This window comes from Microbacterium natoriense (genome assembly GCF_030816295.1).
Lineage (GTDB): Bacteria > Actinomycetota > Actinomycetes > Actinomycetales > Microbacteriaceae > Microbacterium > Microbacterium natoriense_A.
Genome location: NZ_JAUSXV010000001.1, coordinates 477195 through 499558, shown reverse-complemented (window position 1 = coordinate 499558; position 22364 = coordinate 477195). Strand labels below are relative to the sequence as shown.

General features: G+C 67.2%; 23 protein-coding genes and 1 pseudogene. 19 read left to right on the top strand and 5 right to left on the bottom strand.

Annotated features, from left to right (window positions below; all coding sequences use genetic code 11):
* Positions 1–51: 51 nt before the first annotated feature.
* The 5 genes from QFZ53_RS02345 to QFZ53_RS02325 are packed head-to-tail and all read left to right on the top strand — an operon-like array spanning position 52 to position 5482.
* Positions 52–1200, top strand: a complete 1149-nt coding sequence (locus tag QFZ53_RS02345) for an ADP-ribosylglycohydrolase family protein (protein WP_307293091.1) — start codon at positions 52–54, stop codon at positions 1198–1200.
* Positions 1200–2546: an ADP-ribosylglycohydrolase family protein gene (locus QFZ53_RS02340; RefSeq protein WP_307293087.1), complete on the top strand. Its 1347-nt coding sequence runs from the start codon at positions 1200–1202 to the stop codon at positions 2544–2546. The genes QFZ53_RS02345 and QFZ53_RS02340 overlap by 1 nt, the downstream gene beginning before the upstream one ends.
* 23 nt (positions 2547–2569) lie before the next feature.
* Positions 2570–3565, top strand: a complete 996-nt coding sequence (locus tag QFZ53_RS02335; RefSeq protein WP_307293085.1) for an ADP-ribosylglycohydrolase family protein — start codon at positions 2570–2572, stop codon at positions 3563–3565.
* Positions 3562–4554, top strand: a complete 993-nt coding sequence (locus QFZ53_RS02330) for an ADP-ribosylglycohydrolase family protein (protein ID WP_307293082.1) — start codon at positions 3562–3564, stop codon at positions 4552–4554. The genes QFZ53_RS02335 and QFZ53_RS02330 overlap by 4 nt, the downstream gene beginning before the upstream one ends.
* A 31-nt stretch (positions 4555–4585) precedes the next feature.
* Positions 4586–5482, top strand: a complete 897-nt coding sequence (locus tag QFZ53_RS02325; protein ID WP_307293079.1) for a ribokinase — start codon at positions 4586–4588, stop codon at positions 5480–5482.
* A gap of 53 nt (positions 5483–5535) precedes the next feature.
* Here the strand turns inward: QFZ53_RS02325 and QFZ53_RS02320 are convergent, their stop codons facing one another.
* Positions 5536–6243 (bottom strand): hypothetical protein, encoded by a 708-nt coding sequence (locus tag QFZ53_RS02320; protein WP_292908556.1) that lies wholly within the window; start codon positions 6241–6243, stop codon positions 5536–5538.
* Positions 6244–6467: 224 nt separating this feature from the next.
* Between QFZ53_RS02320 and rpsF the strand changes: the two genes are divergently transcribed.
* From rpsF to rplI, 4 genes and pseudogenes are all read left to right on the top strand, one after another.
* Complete coding sequence (rpsF, locus tag QFZ53_RS02315) at positions 6468–6836, top strand: 30S ribosomal protein S6 (RefSeq protein ID WP_292908558.1); 369 nt, start codon at positions 6468–6470, stop codon at positions 6834–6836.
* A gap of 5 nt (positions 6837–6841) precedes the next feature.
* Positions 6842–7370: pseudogene (locus tag QFZ53_RS02310) on the top strand (single-stranded DNA-binding protein).
* A 50-nt stretch (positions 7371–7420) separates the two neighbouring features.
* Positions 7421–7675 carry a 30S ribosomal protein S18 gene (gene rpsR / locus QFZ53_RS02305; protein WP_045257356.1) on the top strand — a complete coding sequence of 85 codons (255 nt, stop codon included), beginning with the start codon at positions 7421–7423 and terminating at the stop codon, positions 7673–7675.
* Between the two features lie 11 nt (positions 7676–7686).
* On the top strand, positions 7687–8139 hold the full coding sequence (gene rplI / locus QFZ53_RS02300; RefSeq protein WP_292908564.1) for a 50S ribosomal protein L9: 453 nt from the start codon (positions 7687–7689) through the stop codon (positions 8137–8139).
* 380 nt (positions 8140–8519) lie between these two features.
* Here the strand turns inward: rplI and QFZ53_RS02295 are convergent, their stop codons facing one another.
* Together QFZ53_RS02295 and QFZ53_RS02290 are read right to left on the bottom strand one after the other, a co-directional pair.
* Positions 8520–9980 carry a chaplin family protein gene (locus QFZ53_RS02295; protein ID WP_307293072.1) on the bottom strand — a complete coding sequence of 487 codons (1461 nt, stop codon included), beginning with the start codon at positions 9978–9980 and terminating at the stop codon, positions 8520–8522.
* A 106-nt stretch (positions 9981–10086) separates the two neighbouring features.
* Positions 10087–11064: a hypothetical protein gene (locus QFZ53_RS02290; RefSeq protein ID WP_307293071.1), complete on the bottom strand. Its 978-nt coding sequence runs from the start codon at positions 11062–11064 to the stop codon at positions 10087–10089.
* 496 nt (positions 11065–11560) lie between these two features.
* On the opposite strand from QFZ53_RS02290, the gene dnaB reads away from it, so the two are divergent.
* The 3 genes from dnaB (at position 11561) to QFZ53_RS02275 (ending at position 13626) form a co-directional block, all read left to right on the top strand.
* Complete coding sequence (gene dnaB / locus QFZ53_RS02285; RefSeq protein ID WP_292908606.1) at positions 11561–12934, top strand: replicative DNA helicase; 1374 nt, start codon at positions 11561–11563, stop codon at positions 12932–12934.
* 120 nt (positions 12935–13054) lie between these two features.
* Entirely contained in the window at positions 13055–13183 is a 129-nt protein-coding gene (locus QFZ53_RS02280) for a hypothetical protein (RefSeq protein ID WP_307293068.1), read from the top strand.
* Complete coding sequence (locus tag QFZ53_RS02275; protein ID WP_307299338.1) at positions 13153–13626, top strand: patatin-like phospholipase family protein; 474 nt, start codon at positions 13153–13155, stop codon at positions 13624–13626. The genes QFZ53_RS02280 and QFZ53_RS02275 overlap by 31 nt, the downstream gene beginning before the upstream one ends.
* Before the next feature lie 276 nt (positions 13627–13902).
* Here QFZ53_RS02275 and QFZ53_RS02270 read toward each other — a convergent pair whose 3' ends face one another.
* Positions 13903–14313 carry a phage holin family protein gene (locus QFZ53_RS02270; RefSeq protein WP_307293066.1) on the bottom strand — a complete coding sequence of 137 codons (411 nt, stop codon included), beginning with the start codon at positions 14311–14313 and terminating at the stop codon, positions 13903–13905.
* Positions 14314–14347: 34 nt separating this feature from the next.
* Positions 14348–15829 carry a helix-turn-helix transcriptional regulator gene (locus QFZ53_RS02265; protein ID WP_307293064.1) on the bottom strand — a complete coding sequence of 494 codons (1482 nt, stop codon included), beginning with the start codon at positions 15827–15829 and terminating at the stop codon, positions 14348–14350.
* 217 nt (positions 15830–16046) lie between these two features.
* On the opposite strand from QFZ53_RS02265, the gene QFZ53_RS02260 reads away from it, so the two are divergent.
* From QFZ53_RS02260 to QFZ53_RS02230, 7 genes are all read left to right on the top strand, one after another.
* A complete protein-coding gene (locus QFZ53_RS02260) occupies positions 16047–16421 on the top strand; it encodes a PLDc N-terminal domain-containing protein (protein ID WP_307293062.1) in 375 nt (124 codons plus the stop codon).
* The gene (locus tag QFZ53_RS02255; protein WP_307293060.1) at positions 16418–16864 is read left to right on the top strand and encodes a DUF6325 family protein; all 447 of its coding nucleotides are present in this window, start codon (positions 16418–16420) and stop codon (positions 16862–16864) included. Before QFZ53_RS02260 ends, QFZ53_RS02255 begins: the two co-directional genes overlap by 4 nt.
* A 19-nt stretch (positions 16865–16883) precedes the next feature.
* Positions 16884–17183 carry an SHOCT domain-containing protein gene (locus tag QFZ53_RS02250; protein ID WP_307293057.1) on the top strand — a complete coding sequence of 100 codons (300 nt, stop codon included), beginning with the start codon at positions 16884–16886 and terminating at the stop codon, positions 17181–17183.
* A gap of 59 nt (positions 17184–17242) precedes the next feature.
* A complete protein-coding gene (locus tag QFZ53_RS02245) occupies positions 17243–18187 on the top strand; it encodes a DUF1214 domain-containing protein (protein WP_307293053.1) in 945 nt (314 codons plus the stop codon).
* A 98-nt stretch (positions 18188–18285) separates the two neighbouring features.
* On the top strand, positions 18286–19668 hold the full coding sequence (locus QFZ53_RS02240; RefSeq protein WP_307293049.1) for a hypothetical protein: 1383 nt from the start codon (positions 18286–18288) through the stop codon (positions 19666–19668).
* Positions 19669–19842: 174 nt separating this feature from the next.
* Positions 19843–21561 (top strand): SulP family inorganic anion transporter, encoded by a 1719-nt coding sequence (locus QFZ53_RS02235; protein ID WP_307293047.1) that lies wholly within the window; start codon positions 19843–19845, stop codon positions 21559–21561.
* Positions 21558–22364 carry a tyrosine-protein phosphatase gene (locus QFZ53_RS02230; protein ID WP_307293045.1) on the top strand — a complete coding sequence of 269 codons (807 nt, stop codon included), beginning with the start codon at positions 21558–21560 and terminating at the stop codon, positions 22362–22364. Before QFZ53_RS02235 ends, QFZ53_RS02230 begins: the two co-directional genes overlap by 4 nt.

Below are 22364 nucleotides of genomic sequence, written 5' to 3'. Positions count from 1 at the left end.
GACGCCGGAGCGGATGCTCGGCATCCGCTCCGGCTCGAAGAGAGGAATGGCATGAGCTGGATTCGGGAACGCACGGCGGCCGTGCTCGCAGGGTCGGCGATCGGCGACGCCCTCGGTGGGGCGGCCGAGGGCTTCAGCCCCGAGAAGATCAAGGAGCGCTACGGGGGCCGGATCACCGGGATCGTCCCTCCGTATCACCTGGACTGGCAGACGGCCCGGCCCGTGAGTCCGTATCACAAGGGTGACGGTCACATCACCGACGACACCCTCATGACGCAGGCGCTGATCCGCGTGTACGCCGAGCGGCGGGATCACATCGACGCCTTCGCGGTCGCCGAATCGCTGGTGCCGCTGCTTCAGACGGAGATCCGCTGGATCCCCGAGCTCGAGCGCGAGTCGATCCTGCTGCAGCGGATCTTCCTCGCGGAGAAGTGGATGGTGGCGCGACTGCAGTACGGACACGTCGACCCGCGCGAGGCCGGGGTGGGGAACGTCGTCAACTGCGGCGCCGCGATGTACATGGCCCCGGTGGGGATCGTCAACGCGGGCAACCCCGAGGCGGCGTACGCGGAAGCCATCGACGTCGCGGGAGCGCACCAGTCGAGCTACGGCCGCGAGGCGGCCGGCGTGTTCGCCGCGGCCGTGGCGGCGTCCGTCGCGGTCGGCGCCTCCGTCGATTCTGTGATCGACGCCGCTCTGCGCGTCGCGCACGACGGTACGGCGGCAGCGATCCAGGCGGTCGTCGATGCGGCGAGATCGCTTCCTGAGGATGCCGACGATGAGACAGTCGGCACCGCGCTTCGCGACGCGATCCGTCCCTTCGACACCGTCGGGGACGCGTATCGCGAACCGCTCATGGATGCGCGGGTCCCCTCGCGCACGAAGTCGATCGAAGAGCTGCCGGTGGCTCTCGGCTTCCTGGTCGCGTATCGCGGTGATCTGATGCCGACCGTGCTGGGGGCGGTGAACTACGGGCGCGACTCGGACTCGATCGCCTCGATGGCGGGCAGCATCGCAGCCGGAATCGGAGGGGTCGCCGTGATCCCCGCCGACATCATCGACACGATCGCGACCGCGAGCCGCGTGGACTTCGATGAGTACGCCGCGCTGCTGTCGGACGTCGCCGAGGAGATCATCGCGGCCGACGGAGCCCGGGCGCAGGCTGATCTGCGCCGCATCGCCGGCCTTCAGGAGGCGTGATGCGTCTCACCTGGGCGCAGCCCGAGGACCTGGTGCCGCACGAACTGGTGCAGGCGAGGGCGGAGGGGAAGGACGTCTCCGCGATCGCCGCTCGGTGGGTGGAGGCCGGCGGCGGCCTCGATCCGGTGCGCGGCGGCGCGACGCCGGAGGCTCCTTCCGACGGGCTGCGGATGCTCGCCCGAGAGCTGCTCGTCGAGCTCGATCGGGTTCGGAGTGACAGCGAGGAACCGACGGACTGGCCTGGCGTGCACGCCATGCTCGACGGCGTCCCCGCGCCGACGGCGGTGGGCGGCGAGGCTCTCGCGGACCGGATGCTGGGGGCGTGGACAGGTCGGTCGGCCGGTTGCCTGTGGGGCAAGCCTGTCGAGAAGATCCCCCGCGAGGGGATCGAGGAGATCCTGCGATCGACCGATCGCTGGCCGCTCACGGACTACTTCACGGCGCAGGGGCTGCCCGCCGAGGTCGCCGCCCGCTGGCCGTGGAACAGGAGATCGGCGGTGAACTCCCTCGTCGAGAACATCGACGGGATGCCGGAGGACGACGATCTCAACTACCCGCTGCTCAACCTCCGCGTCTTGGAGACGGCGGGACGCGGGTTCACCACCGACGACGTGGCCCAGGCCTGGCTGGCAGACCTCCCGGCCGGCCGCACGTTCACCGCCGAGCGCATCGCGTACCGCAACCTTCTCGACGGCTACCGCCCCGATGAAGCCGCCCGCGTGCGCAACCCGTTCCGCGAATGGATCGGAGCGCTCATCCGCACCGACGTCTACGGCTGGATCAACCCCGGCGATGTCGGCGAGGCCGCGCGCATGGCCTGGACGGACGCGCGCCTCAGCCACACGCGCAACGGCCTCTGGGGTGCGATGTGGGCAGCCGCCCTGGCATCCGCGTCGCTGGTCTCGCACTCCGTGGACGAGGTGCTCGCGCTGGCCCGGACCGTGGTTCCCGTCGACAGCGAGCTCGCCGCCGCCATCGCCCACGGCGCCGATCTCGGCCGTTCGGATCTCGACGACGCCGCAGCCCTCGACGCGCTGCACGCCGCGTACGGACGCCTCCACTGGGTGCACACGATCAACAACGCCGCGCTCATCGCGTTCGCCATCGCCCGCAGCGGCGGCGACTTCGCCCGAGGGGTGCCGCTCGCCGTGGTGGCAGGGTGGGACACCGACTCCGCCGGCGCGACGGTCGGTTCGGTGCTCGGGGGCCTGGCGGGCTTCGCCGGGCTCCCCGAGCGATTCACCGCGCCGTTGCGGAACCGCATCGCCACGAGCCTTCCCGGCCTCGACGGCGTCGAGATCGACGACCTCGCTCGACGCACTCTCGCGCTTCTTCCTGCGCACTGACCCTCGAAGAGACAAGGACTTCCATGACTTCCCCCACGCCGAGTCTGCAGGACAGGGCTCGAGGCTCGCTCGCCGGGCTCGCGATCGGAGACGCGATCGGCCGGCCGGTCGAGGGCTTCTCCGCGGCCCAGATCCAGGCGGCTCACGGTCGCGTCACCGGTTATCTCGATCCGGAACCTGCAGGCAGCGACGACACCGAGTACGCACTGCTCACCGCGAAGACCGTGCAGCGCGTCGGCGTCGGGGCGACGGCCGACGACTTCGCGCAGACCTGGATCGAGGACGTGCTGCCGCAGGCCGACGACTTCAAAGGCGGCGGTTTCAGCGAGATGGCCGCGATCGACAACCTGCGTCGCGGCATCCGCCCGCCTCTGAGCGGAGACACGATGCACGGCTGGAGCGACGGCCTCGCCATGCGGGTGAGCCCGCTCGGCATCGTCGCCGACGGCGACGCGGACCTCGCTCGTCGGCTCGCAGAAGCCGACGGCGCCGTCAGCCACACGACAGAGGGCGTCTGGGCGGGGATCGTCGTGGCGGTCGCGGTCACCACCGCGCTCACGGGGGCCGATGCGGAGGAGTGCTACGAGGCCGGCCTCGCGGCGATCCCCGCCGACAGCTGGACGGCGCGCAATCTCAGAGACGCCAGGGATCTGGTGCACTCCGGCCTCGACGACGACGCACTGGCTCTCGCCCTGCACGATCGGCTCGCCGTGGTCGACTACTTCTGGGCCGATCTCGCGCCCGAGGCCGTCGGGCTCGCCATGTCCTCGGTGCTGCACGCCCGGGGCCGGGCCGCCGACAGCATCCTGTTCGCCGTCAACATGGGACGAGACGCCGACACGACAGCCGCGATCGCCGGCTGCATCGGCGGTGCGATCTCGGGTATCGCCGATCTGCCGGACGAATGGGTGGCGGGCCTTCGGCCGGTGGCCGGATCCTGCATCCGTTCGATGCGCGGCATCCATCCGCTGGATGCCGCCGACACCCTGACCCGCATCGTCGAGGAGGCGCGCGCATGACCACTCCCGTGATCGATCTTCTCACCCGCGGAATCGTGGCGGGGGAGTCCTCATCGTCGATGAACGCCGACTTCCGCGTCTACGCGTTGCCACCCAAGCGCGTGAACCGCGTGCGGATCCTCGCCGCGCTCGGCGACGCCGATCGCACCACCACAGTGCCGCGACCTTTCACGCACGCGGCGCCGCCGACCACGCTGCATCCCGGGGCGGGCGAGAACCTCGAGTGGTTCGCGTTCTCCGCGCGCCAGCATGCACGCGGATTCGGTCTCGTCGAATGGCGGGAGCTCGCGGCTCTCGAAGCGGATCCCGAGGGCGGGCTGCGGGCACGGATCGGAACCAAGCTCGCGCTGCAGAACCTCCGACGCGGAGCGGAGCCGCCGCAGTCCGGCCACGACAACGCCCACTACTTCGACGACATCGCCACCGTGCGGGCGCTCGCCGCGGTCGCGGTGCTCGGCGCGGACGCGGCCGAGGCGGCCGAAGCCGATGCGGCGGTCACGCACTCCCTCGATGGCGTGTGGTGCGCCAGGGCCTCAGCGGTCCTGTTCGGCGCACTCCTCGACGGCGCTCCTCCGAACGACGCGGTTCGGCTCGCTGTGGAGCAGCTTCCTGAAGGCACGTGGAGCCGCCGCATGGCCGACGCCTCGCTCGCAGTCGCCGCCGAGTCGCACGGTCCGATGGACAGGGCCCGCCGACTCAGCACAGAGGTCGGCGACTGGGTGTACAGCTATCCGATCGCCGCTCCGGAGACGTTCGGCTTCCTGCTCGCGCACGTCGCCTCTGCAGCGGATGCAGCGGATCTGATGCTCGGCGCGCTCGCACAGCCGAGGAACGCGGCGTCTCTTCCGGCGCTGGCCGGTGCGGCCGCGGCCGCACTGTTCGGAGAGTCGTGGATTCCCGCAGGGGTCGACGCCAACGGCATCCGCCTGACCGGTCTCGGCATCCCCGCTCTCGCCGGACTCACGGTCGCAGAGGCGATCGCACGATGATCGGGCCGTCGGCGTCATCGGGGGGCGACTCATGCGGGTGATCGTGGTGGGCAGCGCCAACCTCGACACCACGGTGCGGCTGCACCGTCACCCGGGTCCCGGTGAGACCGTGCTCGCGGAGGGCGAGGCGACGGGCGCGGGGGGAAAGGGCCTCAATCAAGCAGTGGCCGCCGCGCGAGCCGGCGCCCGGACACGATTCGTCGGCGCTGTCGGCGACGACGATGCGGGCCGCCGGCTCGACGAGGTCCTGCGAGGCGAAGGAGTCGACGCGAGACTCGCGCGCTCAGAACGTCCGACCGGGTCGGCGTTCGTGATGGTCGCCGAGGGAGGGGAGAACGCGATCGTCGTGGTGCCGGGGGCGAACGGCGACGTCGACGCGCTGTCCGGTCGCTTCTCGACGGCCGAGCAGGGAGATGTCGTGCTCGCGCAGCTCGAGGTGCCGATCGAGGTCGTGCGGGAGGCGTTCCGTGCGGCCAAGGAGCAGGGGGCGACGACGGTGCTCAACGCGGCGCCGAGCCGGGCGCTGCCCGCCGACGTGTTCGCGCTGATCGACATCCTCGTGGTGAACGAGCATGAGTGCCTCGATCTGGCGGGCGCCGCGGATGCCCTTCTCGAGGACGCCGCGACAGTGCTCTCCTCTCGTGTGCCCACGCTCGTCGTGACCCTCGGCGCAGAAGGAGCGCTCGTGCGCGATGCCGCCGGCGAACGCCGCGTGCCGGCGTTCGCCGTGACAGCCGTCGACAGCACCGCGGCGGGCGACACGTTCTGCGGAGCGCTCGCCTCGCGTCTCGCCCTCGGAGACGAACTCACCGCCGCAGTCGAGTTCGGCTCTGCGGCGGCCGCTCTGTCGGTTCAGCGGTCAGGGGCGTCGTCCTCGGCGCCGCGGCTCCCCGAGATCGAGGAGTTCCTCGCTGCGCGGAAGCCCTGAGAACACACGAAGGGCCGGGGCTCGCGCCCCGGCCCTTCGCCGTCGTCATCCGCTCAGAGCGGAGCGACGATGTCCTGCTTGACGTCCCACTCGGTGACGACCGTGGTCGAGTCGACGACCGTGCCGCTGACCTCGGCCTTGGTGGTCGTGGCGAGAGGAGCGAAGTCCTTCGTGACCTCGAGGACGAGGTCCGACGAGACGCCCTGCATCTCGACCGCGCCCGAGAGCAGGAAGACCTGCTGACCGAGACGCTCGCCCGTGCCGGTGACGGTGAAGTCGCCGGAGAGCAGGGTGGCGATCATGGTCGGGCTCGCCTGGGATGCGGCAGCCGCGCCCGTGCTGAGGCCGGCGACCATCGGGTCGCTCGACGTGGTGTCGGCGACCTGCCAGGCGCCGGTGGCCGTCTTGACCCAGGCGTCGTCGCCGATCACGATGATCGAACCCAGGGGAGTGGTGCTCTCGAGGGCCTTCTCCGCCGGGTTGTACTTGCCCGTGGTCTCCATGCCCATCACGCTGGTCGAGGCCGCGTAACCGGCGATCGACGATGCGGTGTCGGCGATGCAGGCGCCGAGGGCGGCTCCGTCGACGGTCGCACCCTCCTTGAGCTCGGGGCAGTCCGTCGCGGGAGCTTCGGCCTCCTGTGAGGCGCTGCTGCTCGGCTTGTCTTCGGCTGCGGGCTTGTCGGATGCTCCCGCGGAGCATCCGGTGAGCATGACGGCGGCGGCGAGAACGACGCCGACCCCCCACTTGTTGACGCGCATGGCGTCCCCCCTTCGGTCGTGTGGCGCCGACGTTCGACGGCACCTCCCCAGCATGCCAAGTGCTCCGCCCGGTCGCTGGCCGCAGCGCCGAGCTTTCTCAGGTAGACTGTGGAGGTTGTCTGCCCTCAGGCCCTCATTCGGAGGCCCGGACGGATGACGTGCTACACACCCTCCTGCTTCCGGGAAAGTCCCGGGAGCCGTTCTAGTCCGAAGGAGGTGGGTAAGTGACGCACCAGTACGAACTCATGGTCATTCTGACCCCCGAGATCGATGAGCGCACGGTCGCCCCGACGCTCGACAAGTTCCTGAAGGTCATCACCAACGATGGTGGCTCGATTGACAAGGTCGACATCTGGGGCAAGCGCCGTCTTGCTTATGAGATCCAGAAGAAGAACGAGGGCATCTACGCCGTCGTCAACTTCACCGCTACCAGCGAGGCCACGCAGGAACTCGACCGTCAGCTCAAGCTGAACGAGTCGATCATGCGCACCAAGGTGCTGCGGGCAGAAGAAGCTCAGGCGATGGTCGCCTCGGAGGCGAAGCGCTCCGAGGAGAAGGCTGCTCGCAAGGCCGCCAAGGCTGCGAAGGCGTAAGTCTCATGGCCGGCGAAACAGTCATCACCGTGGTGGGAAACCTCACGGCCGACCCCGAGCTGCGCTACACGCAGAACGGACTGCCGGTGGCGAACTTCACCATCGCATCGACGCCTCGGAACTTCGACCGCGCTGCGAACGAGTGGAAGGACGGCGATGCGCTGTTCCTCCGTGCGTCCGTGTGGCGCGAGTTCGCGGAGCACGTGGCAGGTTTCTCTGACCAAGGGCATGCGGGTCATCGCGACCGGCCGCCTGCGTCAGCGCTCCTACCAGGACCGCGAAGGCCAGCAGCGCACCGCGATCGAGCTGGAGGTCGACGAGATCGGCCCTTCGCTCCGGTACGCGACCGCTCAGGTCACGCGGGCGGCGTCGAATGGCGGCGGCTTCCAGGGTGGCGGTCAGGGCGGTGGCGGGCAGCAGTCCCGTCCCGCGCAGCAGGCAGTGTCGGAGGAGCCGTGGTCCACGCCCGGCTCGTCGACCAGCGCTGACGCGTGGAGCACCCCCGGCAGCTTCGGCGACGACACCCCGTTCTGAACAAGGATCTCCGGATGCTTCGGCATCCGTCTCATAACTAAGGAAAAACTATGGCTGGAAAGTCGAGCGGCGACCGCCGCAAGCCGCGGAAGGGTGGCAAGCCCACCGCTCCCGCGAAGTCGATCCGGGTCGGCGTCATTGATTACAAGGACGTCGCCACGCTTCGCAAGTTCATCTCGGAGCGTGGAAAGATCCGCGCCCGTCGTATCACCGGTGTCTCCGTGCAGGAGCAGCGTCTGATCGCCCGCGCGATCAAGAACGCTCGCGAGATGGCTCTCCTGCCCTACGCCGGCGCTGGCCGCTGAGGGGTACGGACATGGCAAAGCTGATTCTCACGAACGAGGTCGCCGGGCTCGGAAGCGCCGGTGACGTGGTCGAGGTCAAGAACGGGTACGCCCGCAACTACCTCATCCCCCAGGGCTTCGCTACGGCGTGGACCCGCGGTGGCGAAAAGCAGGTCGCTTCGATCCAGGCTGCTCGTCAGGCTCGCGCGATCCACGACCGCGACGAGGCCGTGGCCCTGAAGAACGCCCTCGAGGGCACCAAGGTGCGTCTCGCCGTCAAGGCGGGCGCCGAGGGTCGCCTCTTCGGGTCCGTCAAGACCGAGCACATCGCGGATGCTGTCGCAGCCGCCGGTCTCGGTGCGATCGACAAGCGCAAGGTGCACATCACGTCGGCGATCAAGTCGACCGGTGAGCACGAGGCCACGGTTCGTCTGCACGACGACGTGACCGCTGTCATCACCCTGCAGGTCGTCGCCGCCAAGTAAGGCGCGACACCGCTCGAACGCCCTCTGTCCTCCGGGACAGGGGGCGTTCTGCGTTCGTCCTTCGTGTGCATGGGGCCGCGCGAAAAGTCGGAGTCGACGGGCGACTCGCCGCCGGGCGGATGCCGCGCCGCGGCGTGTCCGCGAGGATCTCCGACTTTTCACGCTCGGATGACGGATGACGGATGACGGATGACGGATGACGGCCGAGGGCATGACGGATGCCCCGTGGTGAGGGCCACGGGGCATCCGCCTTGTATGCGTGAGCGCCACGAATCGCGAACCAGTGAGGGGCACCTGTCCCGACATCCGCTGTTCGGCGCATCGACGCTCCGGCGGACAGCATCTCCTCCCCCGAGGATGACTGCCCGCCGGGGGTATCGCTACGCCATCAGCAGACGACGACGCAGCAGTCCCGCCCCGAGCAGCAGCAGAAGGGCGGCGACCACGGCGAGTCCGAGCGCCGCGGACCCTCCGGTGGTGGCGAGCGCGTCAGCACCCGCCGCGGTCGCGGCCGCTCCCTGAACCACCGTCGCGGGAGGCGTAGCCGGGGTCGAGCCGGGATCGGTTCCCGGATCGGTGCCGGGGTCGGTGCCGGGGTCGGTTCCCGGGTCTGTGCCCGGATCTGTTCCCGGGTCCGTCACCGTGCTGGTGCCGCCGACCGCGATCGCATTGCCGCCGATCGTGATCGGAAGGCTGACCGGCAGGGCGATCTGGGTGCCGCCGAGGATCGATCCGCCGCCCGAGGTCACCGCGCCTCCGAGCCCGGGGCCGGTAGCGGGAGCGCCGCCTCCGCCGCCGGTCACCGTGCTGGTGCCGAGGGCGGAGATCGTGTTGCCGAGGACCGACACGGGTACGGTGACGGGTGCGACGACCTGGGTGCCGCCTGCGAGCGAGCCGTCTCCTGCGGTGGTCGGGCCGTCAGAGCCTGATCCTGCGGGTGCGGTCGCTCCGCCGCCGCCGGTCACCGTGCTGGTGCCGAGGGCGGAGATGGCGTTGCCGAGGACCGACACGGGCGCGGTGACCGGTGCGACGACCTGGGTGCCGCCCAGAATCGCTCCATCCCCTGACGTGGACGCGTCGGTCGACGACGCGGGCGACGGAGATGCGCCGGTGCCACCGGCGACGCTGCTGATGCCGAGGATCGACACCGCGTTGCCGAGAACCGACACGGGCGCGTTGACGGGTGCGACGACTTGGGTGCCGCTGCCGGTCCCGTCGGAGCCGTCGGTGGTCGCCTCGAGCGGAGCGGCCGTCGCGGGCGCCGGTGCTGCGGCATCCGATCCGGTGGCCTCGCTGGTGCCGAGCACCGAGACGGCGTTGCCCGTCACGGTGACCGGTGCGTCGACCTGCAGCACGGCCTGGCTGCCGGAGAGCAGCCCGTCCGTGCCGGAGGTCGTGGGTGACGGCACCCCGGCCGTCGTGGTCTGGGGAACCACGGTGGTGGCCTGGGGAGCCACCGGCTGAGGATCCGCGGCCGGGGTGCTGGTCGAAGACGTGCCGAGAACGCTCAGGGCGTTGTCCTGCACGGTGATCGGGAGGTTCACGGTGACCACGGCCTGACTGCCGGAGGCTGTGCCTGACGCGCCGCTCGTCTCCGCCGAGGGGGCGGGGGCAGGCGCGGGAGCCGTCGCTGGCGGCGTCTGGGAGGCCGAGGTGCCGAGAACGGAGATCGCGTTGCCCGCGATCGTGATCGGAGCCGAGATCGGCGCGACCACTTGGGTGCCGGAGAGGATGCCGTCCTCTCCATCGGTCTCAGCCGCGTTGGCGACCGAGGCGCCGAGCAGGGTGATCCCGCCGGCGATGAGCGTGCCCCACAGGGCCCGCTTCAAGAAGGTGCGCATGGTGATGCTCCTGACTGAGCTGTGTCGATTGATGGGATGCGCGCGGGATTCGGGTGCGCGCGCAGCACGTCATCTGTCGTCCGCGAGGGGACGACTCGACAGGGCGTCAGTCAGGAGCGACGTCGTGGTCGGCGACCGGAGACGTCGGCAGGGCGTCATCGGTCGCGCCGTGGTTCCGCTTCTCAGCACGAAGCGGGGGAACACCGTCGTCGCTGATGCGAGCGGCGGTGGCAGCTGCACCTCCGCCGGAACCGGCGGAGGAAGACGGGGAGATCGGCGTCGTGGGGGGAGCGGCGGCCGGGTCGCCGGACGGCCAGGGCGCGTCGCCGTCGGGACCCGCAGAACCGCCGTTGCTCGGATGCGCGGGGCCGCGAGCGGGCGCGCCGGAGGTGACTGCGACAGCGGACACCCCGACGGATGCCGTCGGCGCCGTGGGCGGACTCACCGCCTGGCCGTCGTCAGGATTCGGGGAGGCCGGAGTGATCGGTTCTGCGGGAAGGAGCGGCTCGAGGCCTTCGAGAACAGGCGGAACGGTTCCTTCGACCACGCCGCCGACGACGTCCGTGGTGTCGTCGACGATTCCGACCACGTCGTCGATCAGCCGGGGCACACCGAGATCGTCGACGAGGTCGCCGACGATCGGGAGCCCGGTGACGACGTGGATGACAGGCGTGGTCACCTGGGAGACGGGAGTGCTCCCCACGACGTCGACGACAGGCTGCACGACCGTCTGGGCGGTGTCGGTCACCGCGGAGACGACAGGTGCAGTCGCCGGTCCGACGACCGGGACCTGCGCGACCGTCTGAGTGACCGTGGTGACCACGGCCGGCACGGTCTGTTGCACCGGGGCCGCGATGGCGGTGACGACGGGTGCGACGACCTGCGTGACCACCGGTGTCACGGGTGCCGTGACCGCCGTGACCGTGCTGCTCACGACGCCGGTCAGACCGTCGAGCGGTCCGTCCCCCTCATCCGCGTGTGCGGATCCGCCTCCGGTGAAGAGAGTGAACGCGGCCCACGCGAGCACAGCAGCGCCACCCCAGATGAGGCCGGTTGAACCGGCCCGGGTGGCCCGAGCGTCCACGTTCCACCTCCCCCTCTGAAGGCAAACGCAATCTCGGCGCGGATGCGTCGATGGGGTGAGACTACTCCCGCCGAAAGCGACTGTCCAGGAGCAGATATACGAGTGTTTCGGCATACGGTGTCGAGTGACGCGCCCGACCGCGGGCCCGGCTTGACTTTCCCCAGGTTCTGCACATGTGGACATCTGCACGACCAACCTTCAATCCCCGCTTGAGGCCGAATGTTGTACACAGGGTGGGGAAACTCAAAAGACCAGGTCATAAGCAATAAACCCGTCCAAAACTCTAGTAGTCCACCGGATTATCCACATGCGTTGTGCACAGACACTCCGAGTTTCTCCGCATCCTTTCCACATAGTTATCCACAGGCTGTGTTGCATGGGGTTGACCGCGTGAATAGCGTGGTCGAGCGACCGAATGTCGGTGGATGCTGATTCGCTGTGCACCTGACTGAATGAGGTCGCGGAAGCACCCACTCGTCGCATCGAAGGGAAGCCTGTGTCGATCGCCGACATCTCGGAGGAACGCCTCGGAGGGCAGCGTCATCCGGAGCGGACTCCGCCGCACGATCTGCTCGCCGAGCAGAGCGCGCTCGGAGGCATGCTGCTGTCGAAGGACGCGGTCGCCGACGTGATCGAGACGCTCAAGGGCGCCGACTTCTACATCCCGAAGCATGAGCTGATCTTCGAGGCGATCCTGTCGCTCTACTCGCACGGCGAGCCGACCGACGTCGTCGCCGTGACCGACGAGCTCATCAAGACCGGCGAGCTCAGCCGGGCGGGCGGTGCAGACTATCTCCACACGCTCACCTCGATCGTGCCGACCGCGGCGAACGCGGGCTACTACGCCGGCATCGTGTCGGAGCGCGCGATCCTGCGGCGCCTCGTCGACGCCGGAACGCGCATCGTGCAGCTCGGCTACGCCGGTGAGGGCGACGCCACCGACATCGTCAACACCGCGCAGGCCGAGATCTACTCGATCACCGGATCTGAGACGGCAGAGGACTACGTGCCGCTGCAGACGGCCGTCGACGCGGCGATCGAGGAGATCGAGGCGGCCAACGGCCGAGACGGTTCGATGACCGGCGTCCCGACCGGCTTCCGCGAACTCGACGAACTGACCAACGGCCTGCACGGCGGCCAGATGATCGTCGTCGCCGCGCGACCCGCCATGGGAAAGTCGACGCTCGCCCTCGACTTCGCGCGGTCGGCATCCATCGGCCACAACCTGCCCTCCGTCTTCTTCTCGCTCGAGATGGGCAAGAGCGAGATCGCGATGCGTCTGCTCAGCGCCGAGGGCGCCATCCCGCTGCAGAACATGCGAAAGGGCAACCTCGACCCGCGCGACTGGACGACCGTCGCCGCGACCCGCGGTCGCATCAACGACGCGCCGCTCTACATCGATGACAGCCCGAACATGACACTCGTCGAGATCCGCGCCAAGTGCCGCCGGCTCAAGCAGCGCGAAGGCCTGCGCATGGTGATCATCGACTACCTCCAGCTGATGACCTCGGGAAAGCGCGTCGAGTCGCGTCAGCAGGAGGTCTCGGAGTTCTCCCGTAGCCTCAAGCTCATCGCCAAGGAGCTGCAGGTGCCGGTGATCGCGCTGTCGCAGCTGAACCGTGGTCCGGAGCAGCGGCAGGACAAGAAGCCGGCGATCAGCGACCTGCGCGAGTCCGGATCGATCGAGCAGGATGCCGACATGGTGATCCTGCTGCACCGCGACTCGGTCTACGACAAGGACGTGCGTCCTGGTGAGGCCGACCTGATCGTGGCCAAGCACCGTAACGGTCCGACCGCGACGATCACCGTCGCCTTCCAGGGACACTACTCGCGGTTCGCCGACATGGCGCCGGGCGGCGACTTCAACTGACTGTAGGTTCCGTCTGAACCTGGCAAATCCACCGCTGCTTGGCAGTCACATGGCAGTACTGCCAAATGCAAGTGGGCCAGGCGAGCCGGGAATGTCGGAGCCTCTACGTAATCTGAAACGATGAAGGCTGAATCAATGCCGGCTGATCAAGCGAACTGCGAAACCTGGCTGGGCCCGCTGCAGATCCTTGCGTTGGATGGCGGTGGTGCCAAGGCGCTATTCACCGCGCACGTAAACTCGCGCGGCTAGAAGAGGATCTGGGGCTCAGCGTCGCCGACTCGTTCGATCTGATCGCGGGCACATCGGCGGGTGGAATTATCGCCCTCGCGCTAGGCGCCGGTTTGCGGCCGGCGGAGAATGTAGAGCACTATCAGGAACTGATCGCGAAGGTGTTTCCGCGTGCACGTCGAGGCTGGCGATCTCGACCAAGACAGGTCTTCCGTCCGATCTACGCGGCCGATGCACTGCGAGAAGCACTTCAGGATGTTCTTGGGGATCGACTGCTCGGTGATAGTCAGAAGCGTCTTGTCATCCCGTCCTGGGAAGTGCAGCGCGGCGCAGTCCACGTGTTTAAGACGCCGCACAACGATCGCCTTCGTCGCGACTGGAAGCTTTCCATGGTCGATGTCGCCAACGCGACGGCCGCCGCGCCGCTGTACTTTCCAGTACACAGGCGATCGTCGATCCGGTAAGTCATTACGTTCGCAGCCCGCTGACAGTCCGACCTGCTTTCGGCGACTCGGCGAATGATCGCGGTCAACTCACGGGCCGAAAGGACGTGATGGCCAATGCGGCAAGTTCAACCGCTCCGACGCCGACGGTGGGGTCGAACAACACGACACCAGCGATTCGTCGACGCGGATTTCCGGGAATTCTCGCCGGGAAGCGGCCGGGTAGCAGTTGCGGGCAGGGTCCTGGGATGAGGGCTACGGCCATCGCGTCACTTGCGCGCCAGCCGGAACGGGGAACTACTTGACGCTGCGCACCAGTTTTGCCGCCGCTCGCTTCTTGAGTATGCGATCGACGATGAGGCCCATGATGATCCAGCCGCCGAGCGCCGTGATGGTCCAGACGATGAGTGGTGCGAGCACCCAGGACTCTAATCCGACGATCTGGACGCCGCCGGGAGACCAAGTGGCGACCCAGAGCGCGAGGAGGGTGGCGACGAGGCCTACTCCGCCAGTGAGTGGCGCGGCATAGCGCTGCGCGACGGAGAGCGCGAAGGGGCCGAGGACGACATGTGCGAGCGTGAACACGCCGAGAGCGATGAAGAACCCCTCGAAGGTGAGCGTGACGCCAGGGAGGGTGAAGTGGATCACGATCAGGGCGATCGCGCCGAGCACGAGTTGGGAGACGAGCTGGAGGAGGAAGCGAATCATGTGGTGCCTGCTCTGTCGAGGTGATCGAGGGGTATCAGCGCTTTTCTCTGACGGATGCCTGTACGGCATCGCGGCGCGTGGTGACTGCGAGCTTGCGATAGATCGAACGGATGTGGGACTTCACCGTGGGGTAGGCGATCCCCAGGTGTGCGGCGATCTCCTCGGCGGTCATCGTGGTCCGCAGGCATGCGAGGACTCCTCGTTCTCGCTCTGTGAGGATGCCCATGATGGCCGTCGAATGATGACCTTGTTTTTCGAGGACATTGCGCAGGAAGTCCGGGTTGCCTGATCCCCATTGGGCGTGGGCAGTGAGCAGATCGACGATGACGGGATCCTCCATGAGGAATGGCGCGAGGATGCGCTCTGCGGCCGCATTCTCCAGAGCCCGTTCGAGCTGTTCATGCGCCTTGGCTCCGCGCCCAGCCGTGGAGTGCAGGCCTGCCGAGGTGACGAGCGTGCTCACCCGCGCGTACCGGGGCATGCCGGCGGCGGCGGCGAGCCGGAACGCTCGGCTCGACATCTCGGGTTCGTCGAGCACGCGATAGAGCTCCGCGAGCAGCGCGTGAGCGACCGATGCGCCCGTGCGAGCGAGCGTGGGGGCGGCGAGGGCGCGCGCACGTTCGTCTTGGCCTTCGGCGTGCGCGAGCCACGCCGCCACTACGCGGCGGAGAGTGTCCCACGGGATTCCATGCTTGTCCGTCTTACTGATGCCTTCGAGCAAGTTGGCGGCGGCGTCATAGCGGGTCTCGCGGTTCAGAGCGATGAGGCTCATGACGTAGTAGAGGCGCGCCTGCGCTTCGAAGTTGTTCCCGGAACTTGCCTCGTCGATCACGGACTCGAACAAAGTGATCGCTTCTTCGAAATCGCCTCGCCAGTATGCGATACATCCCCGATTCGCCTCAGGTAGACCGCCTTCGAACTGGTCCCAATCTGTTGAGCCTGAGGCTGGTGGCAGCGTGTCGAGGATGCGCTCCGCTTCGATGAAATGTCCGGCCTGGGTGAGCGCGAACGCAAGGTTCGACTGGGCAAGACGGCAGGTTTCCGCGCGGTTCCGCATGCGTGCTTCTTCGGCGGCGGAGCGTAGGAGGCCGATCGCGCGCGGGAAGTCCCTACGGAGTCTTACTTCGGTCCAGCCAAGTAGGAACAGTGCCGACGAGTAGTCGTCTTCCGGCCCGCACTGCGCGAGGGCCACGTGAGCACGATCAGCGACGGCAGCTTTCGTCGGCGCGTCGGGCGCGAGGAGCAATTCGGTGAAACATGCGACGAAGTCGTCGGCGGAGGTGCGCAGACCCTGACCGCGAAGGTATCCCGCGCCGTAGGAATCGCCCGCAAGATCGCGGCAGCAGGCGCGGATGAGAAGCAGGTCCGGATCTCCGGAATCGGGATGCTTGAGGCAGAGCTGCTCGAGTTCGGTGGTGTGGGATTCGATGATCAATCGCAGCCAGTTCTTTCGCAGTATGTTGCGCGCACTTTCCGGCTCGGCCGAGGCAAGGTCCTGGCGGATTGCGTCGATCATGTTCTCACGATAGCTGCGCCACAAGTGCTCAGGGACGAGAACGTCGAGGTCTCTCATCCGCCAAGGATGAGAGACCGATTCGGCGGACACATGCAGGACAAACTGACTGCGATGAGCCGCCGGATGGCCGGCGAAACCATCAGCTCCCCCCACCCTGTACCCGCGCCGAGGTCGCGTTCCGCGCGCCTCCGCTTCTCAAGAAACGGACACCGACCACATGATCTTCTGGGAACTCCTCAGCTGGATGCTCTGGGCCACCATCTTCATCGGCTATCTCTTCGCCCTGTTCGCGATCATCAGCGACCTGTTCCGCGACGACAAGCTGAACGGCTGGTGGAAGGCGCTCTGGGTCCTCTTCCTCATCTTCCTGCCGTTCATCACCGCGCTCGTGTACCTCATCGCCCGCAGCAGGGGGATGGCGGAACGTAGCAACCGGGCCGCGCGCGACGCGAACAACGCTGCCCAGTCCTACATCCGTGAGGTCGCAGGATCGAGTCCGACCCAAGAGATCGAGGCTGCCGCAGCGCTGCTCGCCGCCGGATCGATCAGCGAGGACGAGTTCAACACGCTGAAACTCAAGGCTCTGTCGTGAGGAGTGCAGATGCGTCCGGTTTCGGCCCGGTCGACCTCTACCTTCTCGGCCTCCCGGAGAGCCGCCTCGATCGAGCCGCGCTGTCCGCGCTCATCGATCTCGCCGACACAGGACTCGTCCGGTTGTTGGACCTGATCTTCGTCGCCAAGGACGAGGACGGCGAACTCACCCTCGTCGAAGTCGAGGAGCTGCCGGAGGGCGTCGAGATTGACATCGCATCGCTCGGCGCGACCGGACTGGTCGGCCACGACGACATATCCGAGCTGGCAGCGGCGATCCCCGCCGGAACGGCGGCGGTGCTGGTCGCCATCGAACTGGCCTACCAGCGCGAACTCGCCGTGCGGGTCGCCGATTCTGGTGCGGTACTCCTCGGGTACGAACGCATACCTGCCCCGATCGTCAGCGCCCTCGTCGATAACCTCAACCCGAAGCGCGGGGACTGAAATGCCATACATCTCGCGCATGGGTCGTCCCGGACTGCTGGGACTCGCCGCTCGCACGGCGGTCGTCGCCGGAACCGCGACCGCCGTCAGCGGTGGCATGGCCGCCCACCAGCGGAGAAAGGCTCAGAGCGAATATGAGGCCGCGCAATACGAAGCGGCACAGCAACAGGCCGCCATGTCGGTGACACCACCCGCTCCTGCGTCAGTGTCCGCGCCAGCCGATCTGGTCGTGGAACTGCAACGACTCGGCGACCTGAACACGCAGGGACTGCTCACCGATGCCGAGTTCGCGGCCGCGAAGGCACGGCTACTCGGCTAGTGAATCCGGCGGCGCGAGGGCTGCTCTCGCGCCGCCGTTCAGATCGAAAGGAACCCGCTATGCCTGCAATCCCCGTCAACATCCTGAACTTCACTCGAGCCGAAACCGATCTCATGTTCTCGCGGTTGGGAGCGGGCCTGGGCGAGTGGACCCATACGCGGGAACTCGATTCACTCGGCGAGCAACCCGTCATCCGCCAGAACCGCGACACCCTGTACAGCTTCGCCGTCGTCGACGTGCGCGACGAGGTTACCGTCACTCTGCCCGACACGGGTGACCGCTACATCTCCGTATGGGTGGTGAACCAGGACCACTATGGTCCTGTCATCCTGCGCGATCCAGGCGAGCACGTTCTCACGCGCGACCTCGTCGGCACCGACTACACGACACTCATCGCGCGAATCCTCGTCGACCCGAACATCCCCGAGGATGTCATCGCAGTGAACCGACTGCAAGACCGTCTGACGATCGCCGGCGGCGGCACCGGCGTGTTTCCGTTGCCCGACTACGACGAGCAGTCGCAGACGCGGACTCGCAATGCGATCCTCGAACTCGCCCGTGACTTGAGTCAGTACGATCATGCGTTCGGCAGTCGCGCCGAGGTCGATCCGATCCTGCACCTGCTCGGCACCGCTTCCGGATGGGGCGGGCTCCCTGAGTACGAGGCCACCTACGTCAGCTTCGACGAAAACCTCCCGATCGGGCAGTACCGCCTACAGCTGAGGGACGTCCCTGTCGACGCGTTCTGGTCGGTTTCGCTGTACAACGCCGCCGGATACTTCGAGGAGAACCCGCTCGGAGTCAACAGCGTCAACAGCGTCACTGCGACTCCTGACGACGACGGCAGCGTCACCATCCACTTCGGCCAGTTCACCGCACGCCCAGAAGGCGTCGCGAACGTCCTGCCCATCATGCCGGGCTGGAATTACGTGCTGCGGCTCTACCGCCCTCACCCCGCCGTGCTCGATGGCACGTGGACTGCACCGCGGCCCGAAGCGTTCTAGCAAGCGCGCGGGGAGGTGGCGTCACTCGCTCGGTCGGTGGCGGACGCCCTGGCGCGCATCCAACACACCGGCCCAAGCATCTTTCAGGAGACACCATCGTGGAGCGAACAGACGAGCAACTCATCGGACAACTGGCCGAGCTCAGACACGCCAACGCGCAGCTCATGCGAGCACTCGAGCAAGAACGCGCCAAGACGCCAGATGCACGCTCTCAGGAACAGGACGCCCCCCGGGAGAGCCGTAGACGCGGTTGGGGCTGGACGCTGCTCTCCACGACGCTCATCGTCATCGGGGCACTGCTGTCGCCGGTCGCGATCGTGTCGACGTGGGCGCATGACGAGCTGACCAATACCGCGTACTTCGTCGACACGTTCGCCCCACTTGCAAAGGATCCCGCCGTACAGGACTTCATCACGGACGAGACCGTCGTCGCGATCGAGTCTCAGCTCGACATCGACCGGATCGCCGACGACCTCTTCCGGGGGCTTGACGATCTCAACCTCGGCTCCCGAGCGCAAGACGCTCTCGGCCTTCTGAAAGCCCCTGCCGTGTCCGGGGTGAAGGGGCTGATAAATACCGCGGTGACGGACTTCGTGCGATCCGATGCGTTCGCGGCGATCTGGGAAGATGCCCTCGCCATCACCCACACGCAGCTCGTGAGCACCGCCACCGGACAAGGGGATGCCGCGATCACCGTCGGGCGGAACCAGGAGATCAGCCTGCAGCTCGGACCGATCATCCAGGCTGTGAAGGAAGAGCTCGTCGCCGACGGGTTCGCGCTGGGGGATCGAGTCCCCGCCATCGACCGGACCATCGTCATTGCAGAGTCCAGTTCCATAGGCATCTATCTGGCGATCTATCAGATCGTCATTGCCGCCGGTATCTGGTTGCCCTGGGTATCGCTGCTCTTGCTCGCAGCCGGCGTACTCGTGGCGCGCAGGCGCGCACTCGCCCAAGTCTGGGCCTCCAGTGCGCTGCTGCTGTCGATGGTTCTGGTGGGTGGCGGGATCGGTATCGGGGAGAACATCTTCGCGGTGGCAGTGTCGTCCACGCTTCCCCACGCCGCAGCGACCGTCCTGTACGAACACGTGCTCGGATTCGTGACGCACATGATCGTGGTCGTCGGTGTACTTGCGGCCACTGCACTGGCGGTGACCTTGTTCGCCGGACCCTGGCGATGGGCGCGCACGCTGCGCGCTCACGGTGCGGCGCTCTTCGCCGCGATTCGACTCACCGCCGAACAGCGTGGTCTCAGTACAGGGCGCACGGGCGAGCGGATCTACCGATGGCGGGTGATCCTGCGGATCATCGTGGGTGCAGCATCCGCCGCGTTCCTCCTGGCCAACCGGCCTGCCACGCCCGGGATGATCGTGTGGACTGCGATCTGCGCCATCGCCGTCATCGCCCTCGTGGAACTGGTCTCCCGCCCGCCGCAGGATGCAGCGACGGGCTCCAGCGGCGATCTCATCCGAGAAGGATGAGCGCGCCGCTCGGGCCAGGGACGCTTGGTGAAAATGGTCTGGATAACGAGCCCGCGTCGAGTGCGGCCCGCCTCATTCAGCGTGATGTCACTGCCGTAGAGGGGCCTGGCCGTGCGCCGAGCGGGTCGTGACGAGGCTGTTCGGCCGGATTGTATTGATGGTGAGGGGTGCCGGGTGAAGGTGTGGCAGCGTCTGATTCCGCGTTCGCTTCGGAACTATCGGATGTCGTGGTTCGGACCGGATATCGTCGCCGGGCTGACTGTGGCCGCTGTGGCCATCCCGGAGGTCATGGGGTACACGTCGATCACGCAGACGCCGATCGTGACAGGCCTCTACACGTTGTTGCTGCCGCTGGCGGTGTTCGTGCTGCTCGGCTCCTCGCGGTTGCTCGTCGTCGGAGGCGACTCTGCGGCAGCGGCGATTCTTGCGGCCGGTCTGACAGCAGCGGCCATCCCCGGCGTGGAGCCTGGTTCACCCCGGTGGGCGGCGATGTGCGCGTTGGTCGCACTTGCGACCGGGGTGCTTCTGGTGCTTGCGCGCCTGTTGAGGCTGGGGTTCCTCGGAGACTTCCTCTCGGCGTCGGTGCTGATCGGTTTCCTTTCCGGTATCGGGATCAACGTGGCCCTGAATCAGATTCCCGACATCATCGGAGTGGAGAAGGGGGAGGGGCACTGGATCGAGAAGCAGTGGGCATGGATGTCGCAGCTCGATTCGATCTCCCTACCCACGATCGCCTACGGTGCCGGCACCATCGCTATTCTGGTGGCTTTCAAGTTCCTGGTCCCGAAGATTCCGGGTGCGATCGTGGCCGTCGTCGGGCTTCTGACGGTCGCGACTCTGACCGACGCGGAAGGGTACGGGGTCGAGGTAGTCGGTCCCATCGATGGTGGCCTTCCGGTGATCGGCCTCCCGGGCGGGGTCACCGTGGCGGAGGTTGTGGCGATCGCTTCGACGGCGTTGTCGTGCTTCTTCATCGTGATCGCGCAGAGCGCCGCAACATCGCGGAGTTTCGCGATGAAGCATGGTGAGCGTTCGGATGTGAACCGTGACATTCTCGGGCTGGCGGGCGCGAACCTCGCGGCCGGATTGAGTGGCACGTTCGTGGTCAACGGATCGCCCACCAAGACGCAGATCCTCGACACGGCGAAGGGGCGATCCCAGGTTGCCAATCTCGTCGTCGTGGTGATGACCCTCGTGGTGGTGCTGTTCCTGACCGATCTGTTGGAAGAGCTGCCGCTCGCCGTGCTCGCCGGGGTGGTCCTCGTCGTGGGCGTCGGACTGATCGATCTCGCCGGCCTCCGGCGCATTTCGCGGAGAAGCCGCGGTGAATTCATCGTCGCGATCATCACGACCGTCATCGTCGTGGTCGGAGGTGTCATCGCGGGGATCGGTGTCGCGATCGCGCTCTCACTGTTGAGCGTGATCGCCCGCCAGTACCGTACGCCTGCATTCATCCTGCAGCCCACAGAACGGGGCTACGACTTCCTCGCCGCGGTCCCGGGGGTGCAGTCCCGCCCAGGACTCATCGTCTACCGGTTCAACAGCGAGTTGTTCTTCGCGAACGCCGTCGGCTTCACCGAACGCCTCGAACGGGCCGTCGACGCTGCTCCTGACCGGGTTCGTTGGGTGATCCTCGACTGCGCGGGGATCCCCGATGTCGACTACTCGGCAGGCGAGCAGTTGGTCTCCCTCATCGGATCGCTCCACTCGCATCAGGTCCACGTCGTACTTGCACGCCCCGAGCCGGCCCTACTCGCCGCCCTCGACACCTACGACCTTCTCGCCAGAATCAACCCCGCACACATCTACACCGACCTCGATCTCGCCATCGCCTCCTTCGAAAGCGATGCCGCTGCGAACCGTGCCCCCACGAAGATGAAGGAATCGTCATGACCACCACCCCTCCTGACCGTCGAGTTCTCCTTGCGAGCGCGCCCAACATGCGCGATCTCGGCGGCATCCCCGTGTCAGGCGGGGTGATCCGCACAGGACTGCTGTACCGCTCCGCGTCGCTCGCGAAGCTCGACGACGCCGATGAGGCCATCTTTGAGTCCCTCGGCATCACGACTGTGTACGACCTCCGTACCTCCACCGAACGCGAGGACGCACCCGACCGGGTCCCAGAGCGTGTTCGCTCGGTGCGCCTCGACGTCGTCGCCGACAGCCAGGACAACGTGGCCGCTCAGATCCCCACACTGCTCGCCGACCCCGAAGCACTCGAGAACATGCTCGGCGGCGGCCGCGCAGACGCATACCTGGCAGACGCGAACCGCAAGTTCGTCAGCCTGCCGTCTGCCTTGACCGCCTACCGTTCGTTCTACCTTGATCTGATCGACGAGAACCGCACCGGTGCGGCGCTGTTCCATTGCACTACCGGGAAGGATCGCACCGGATGGGCGGCCGCATCTTTCTTGCTCCTCCTCGGCGCGAGCGAAGACGATGTACGCCAGGACTACCTGGAGACGAACACGGATCTCGCTCCCGCGCTCCAGCCCATGCTCGCTGCACTCCAGGAAAAAGGGGTGCGCACGGAACTCCTCGACCCGATCCTCGGCGTCCGCGACAGCTACCTCGACGCCGCCCTCGATGAACTCCGCACCCGATACGGCACGATCGAAAACTACGCCCGGGGTGGACTCGGGCTCGCCGACCTGCAGATCGGTGAACTTCGCCGACGCTTCACAGAGAGCGCCTGA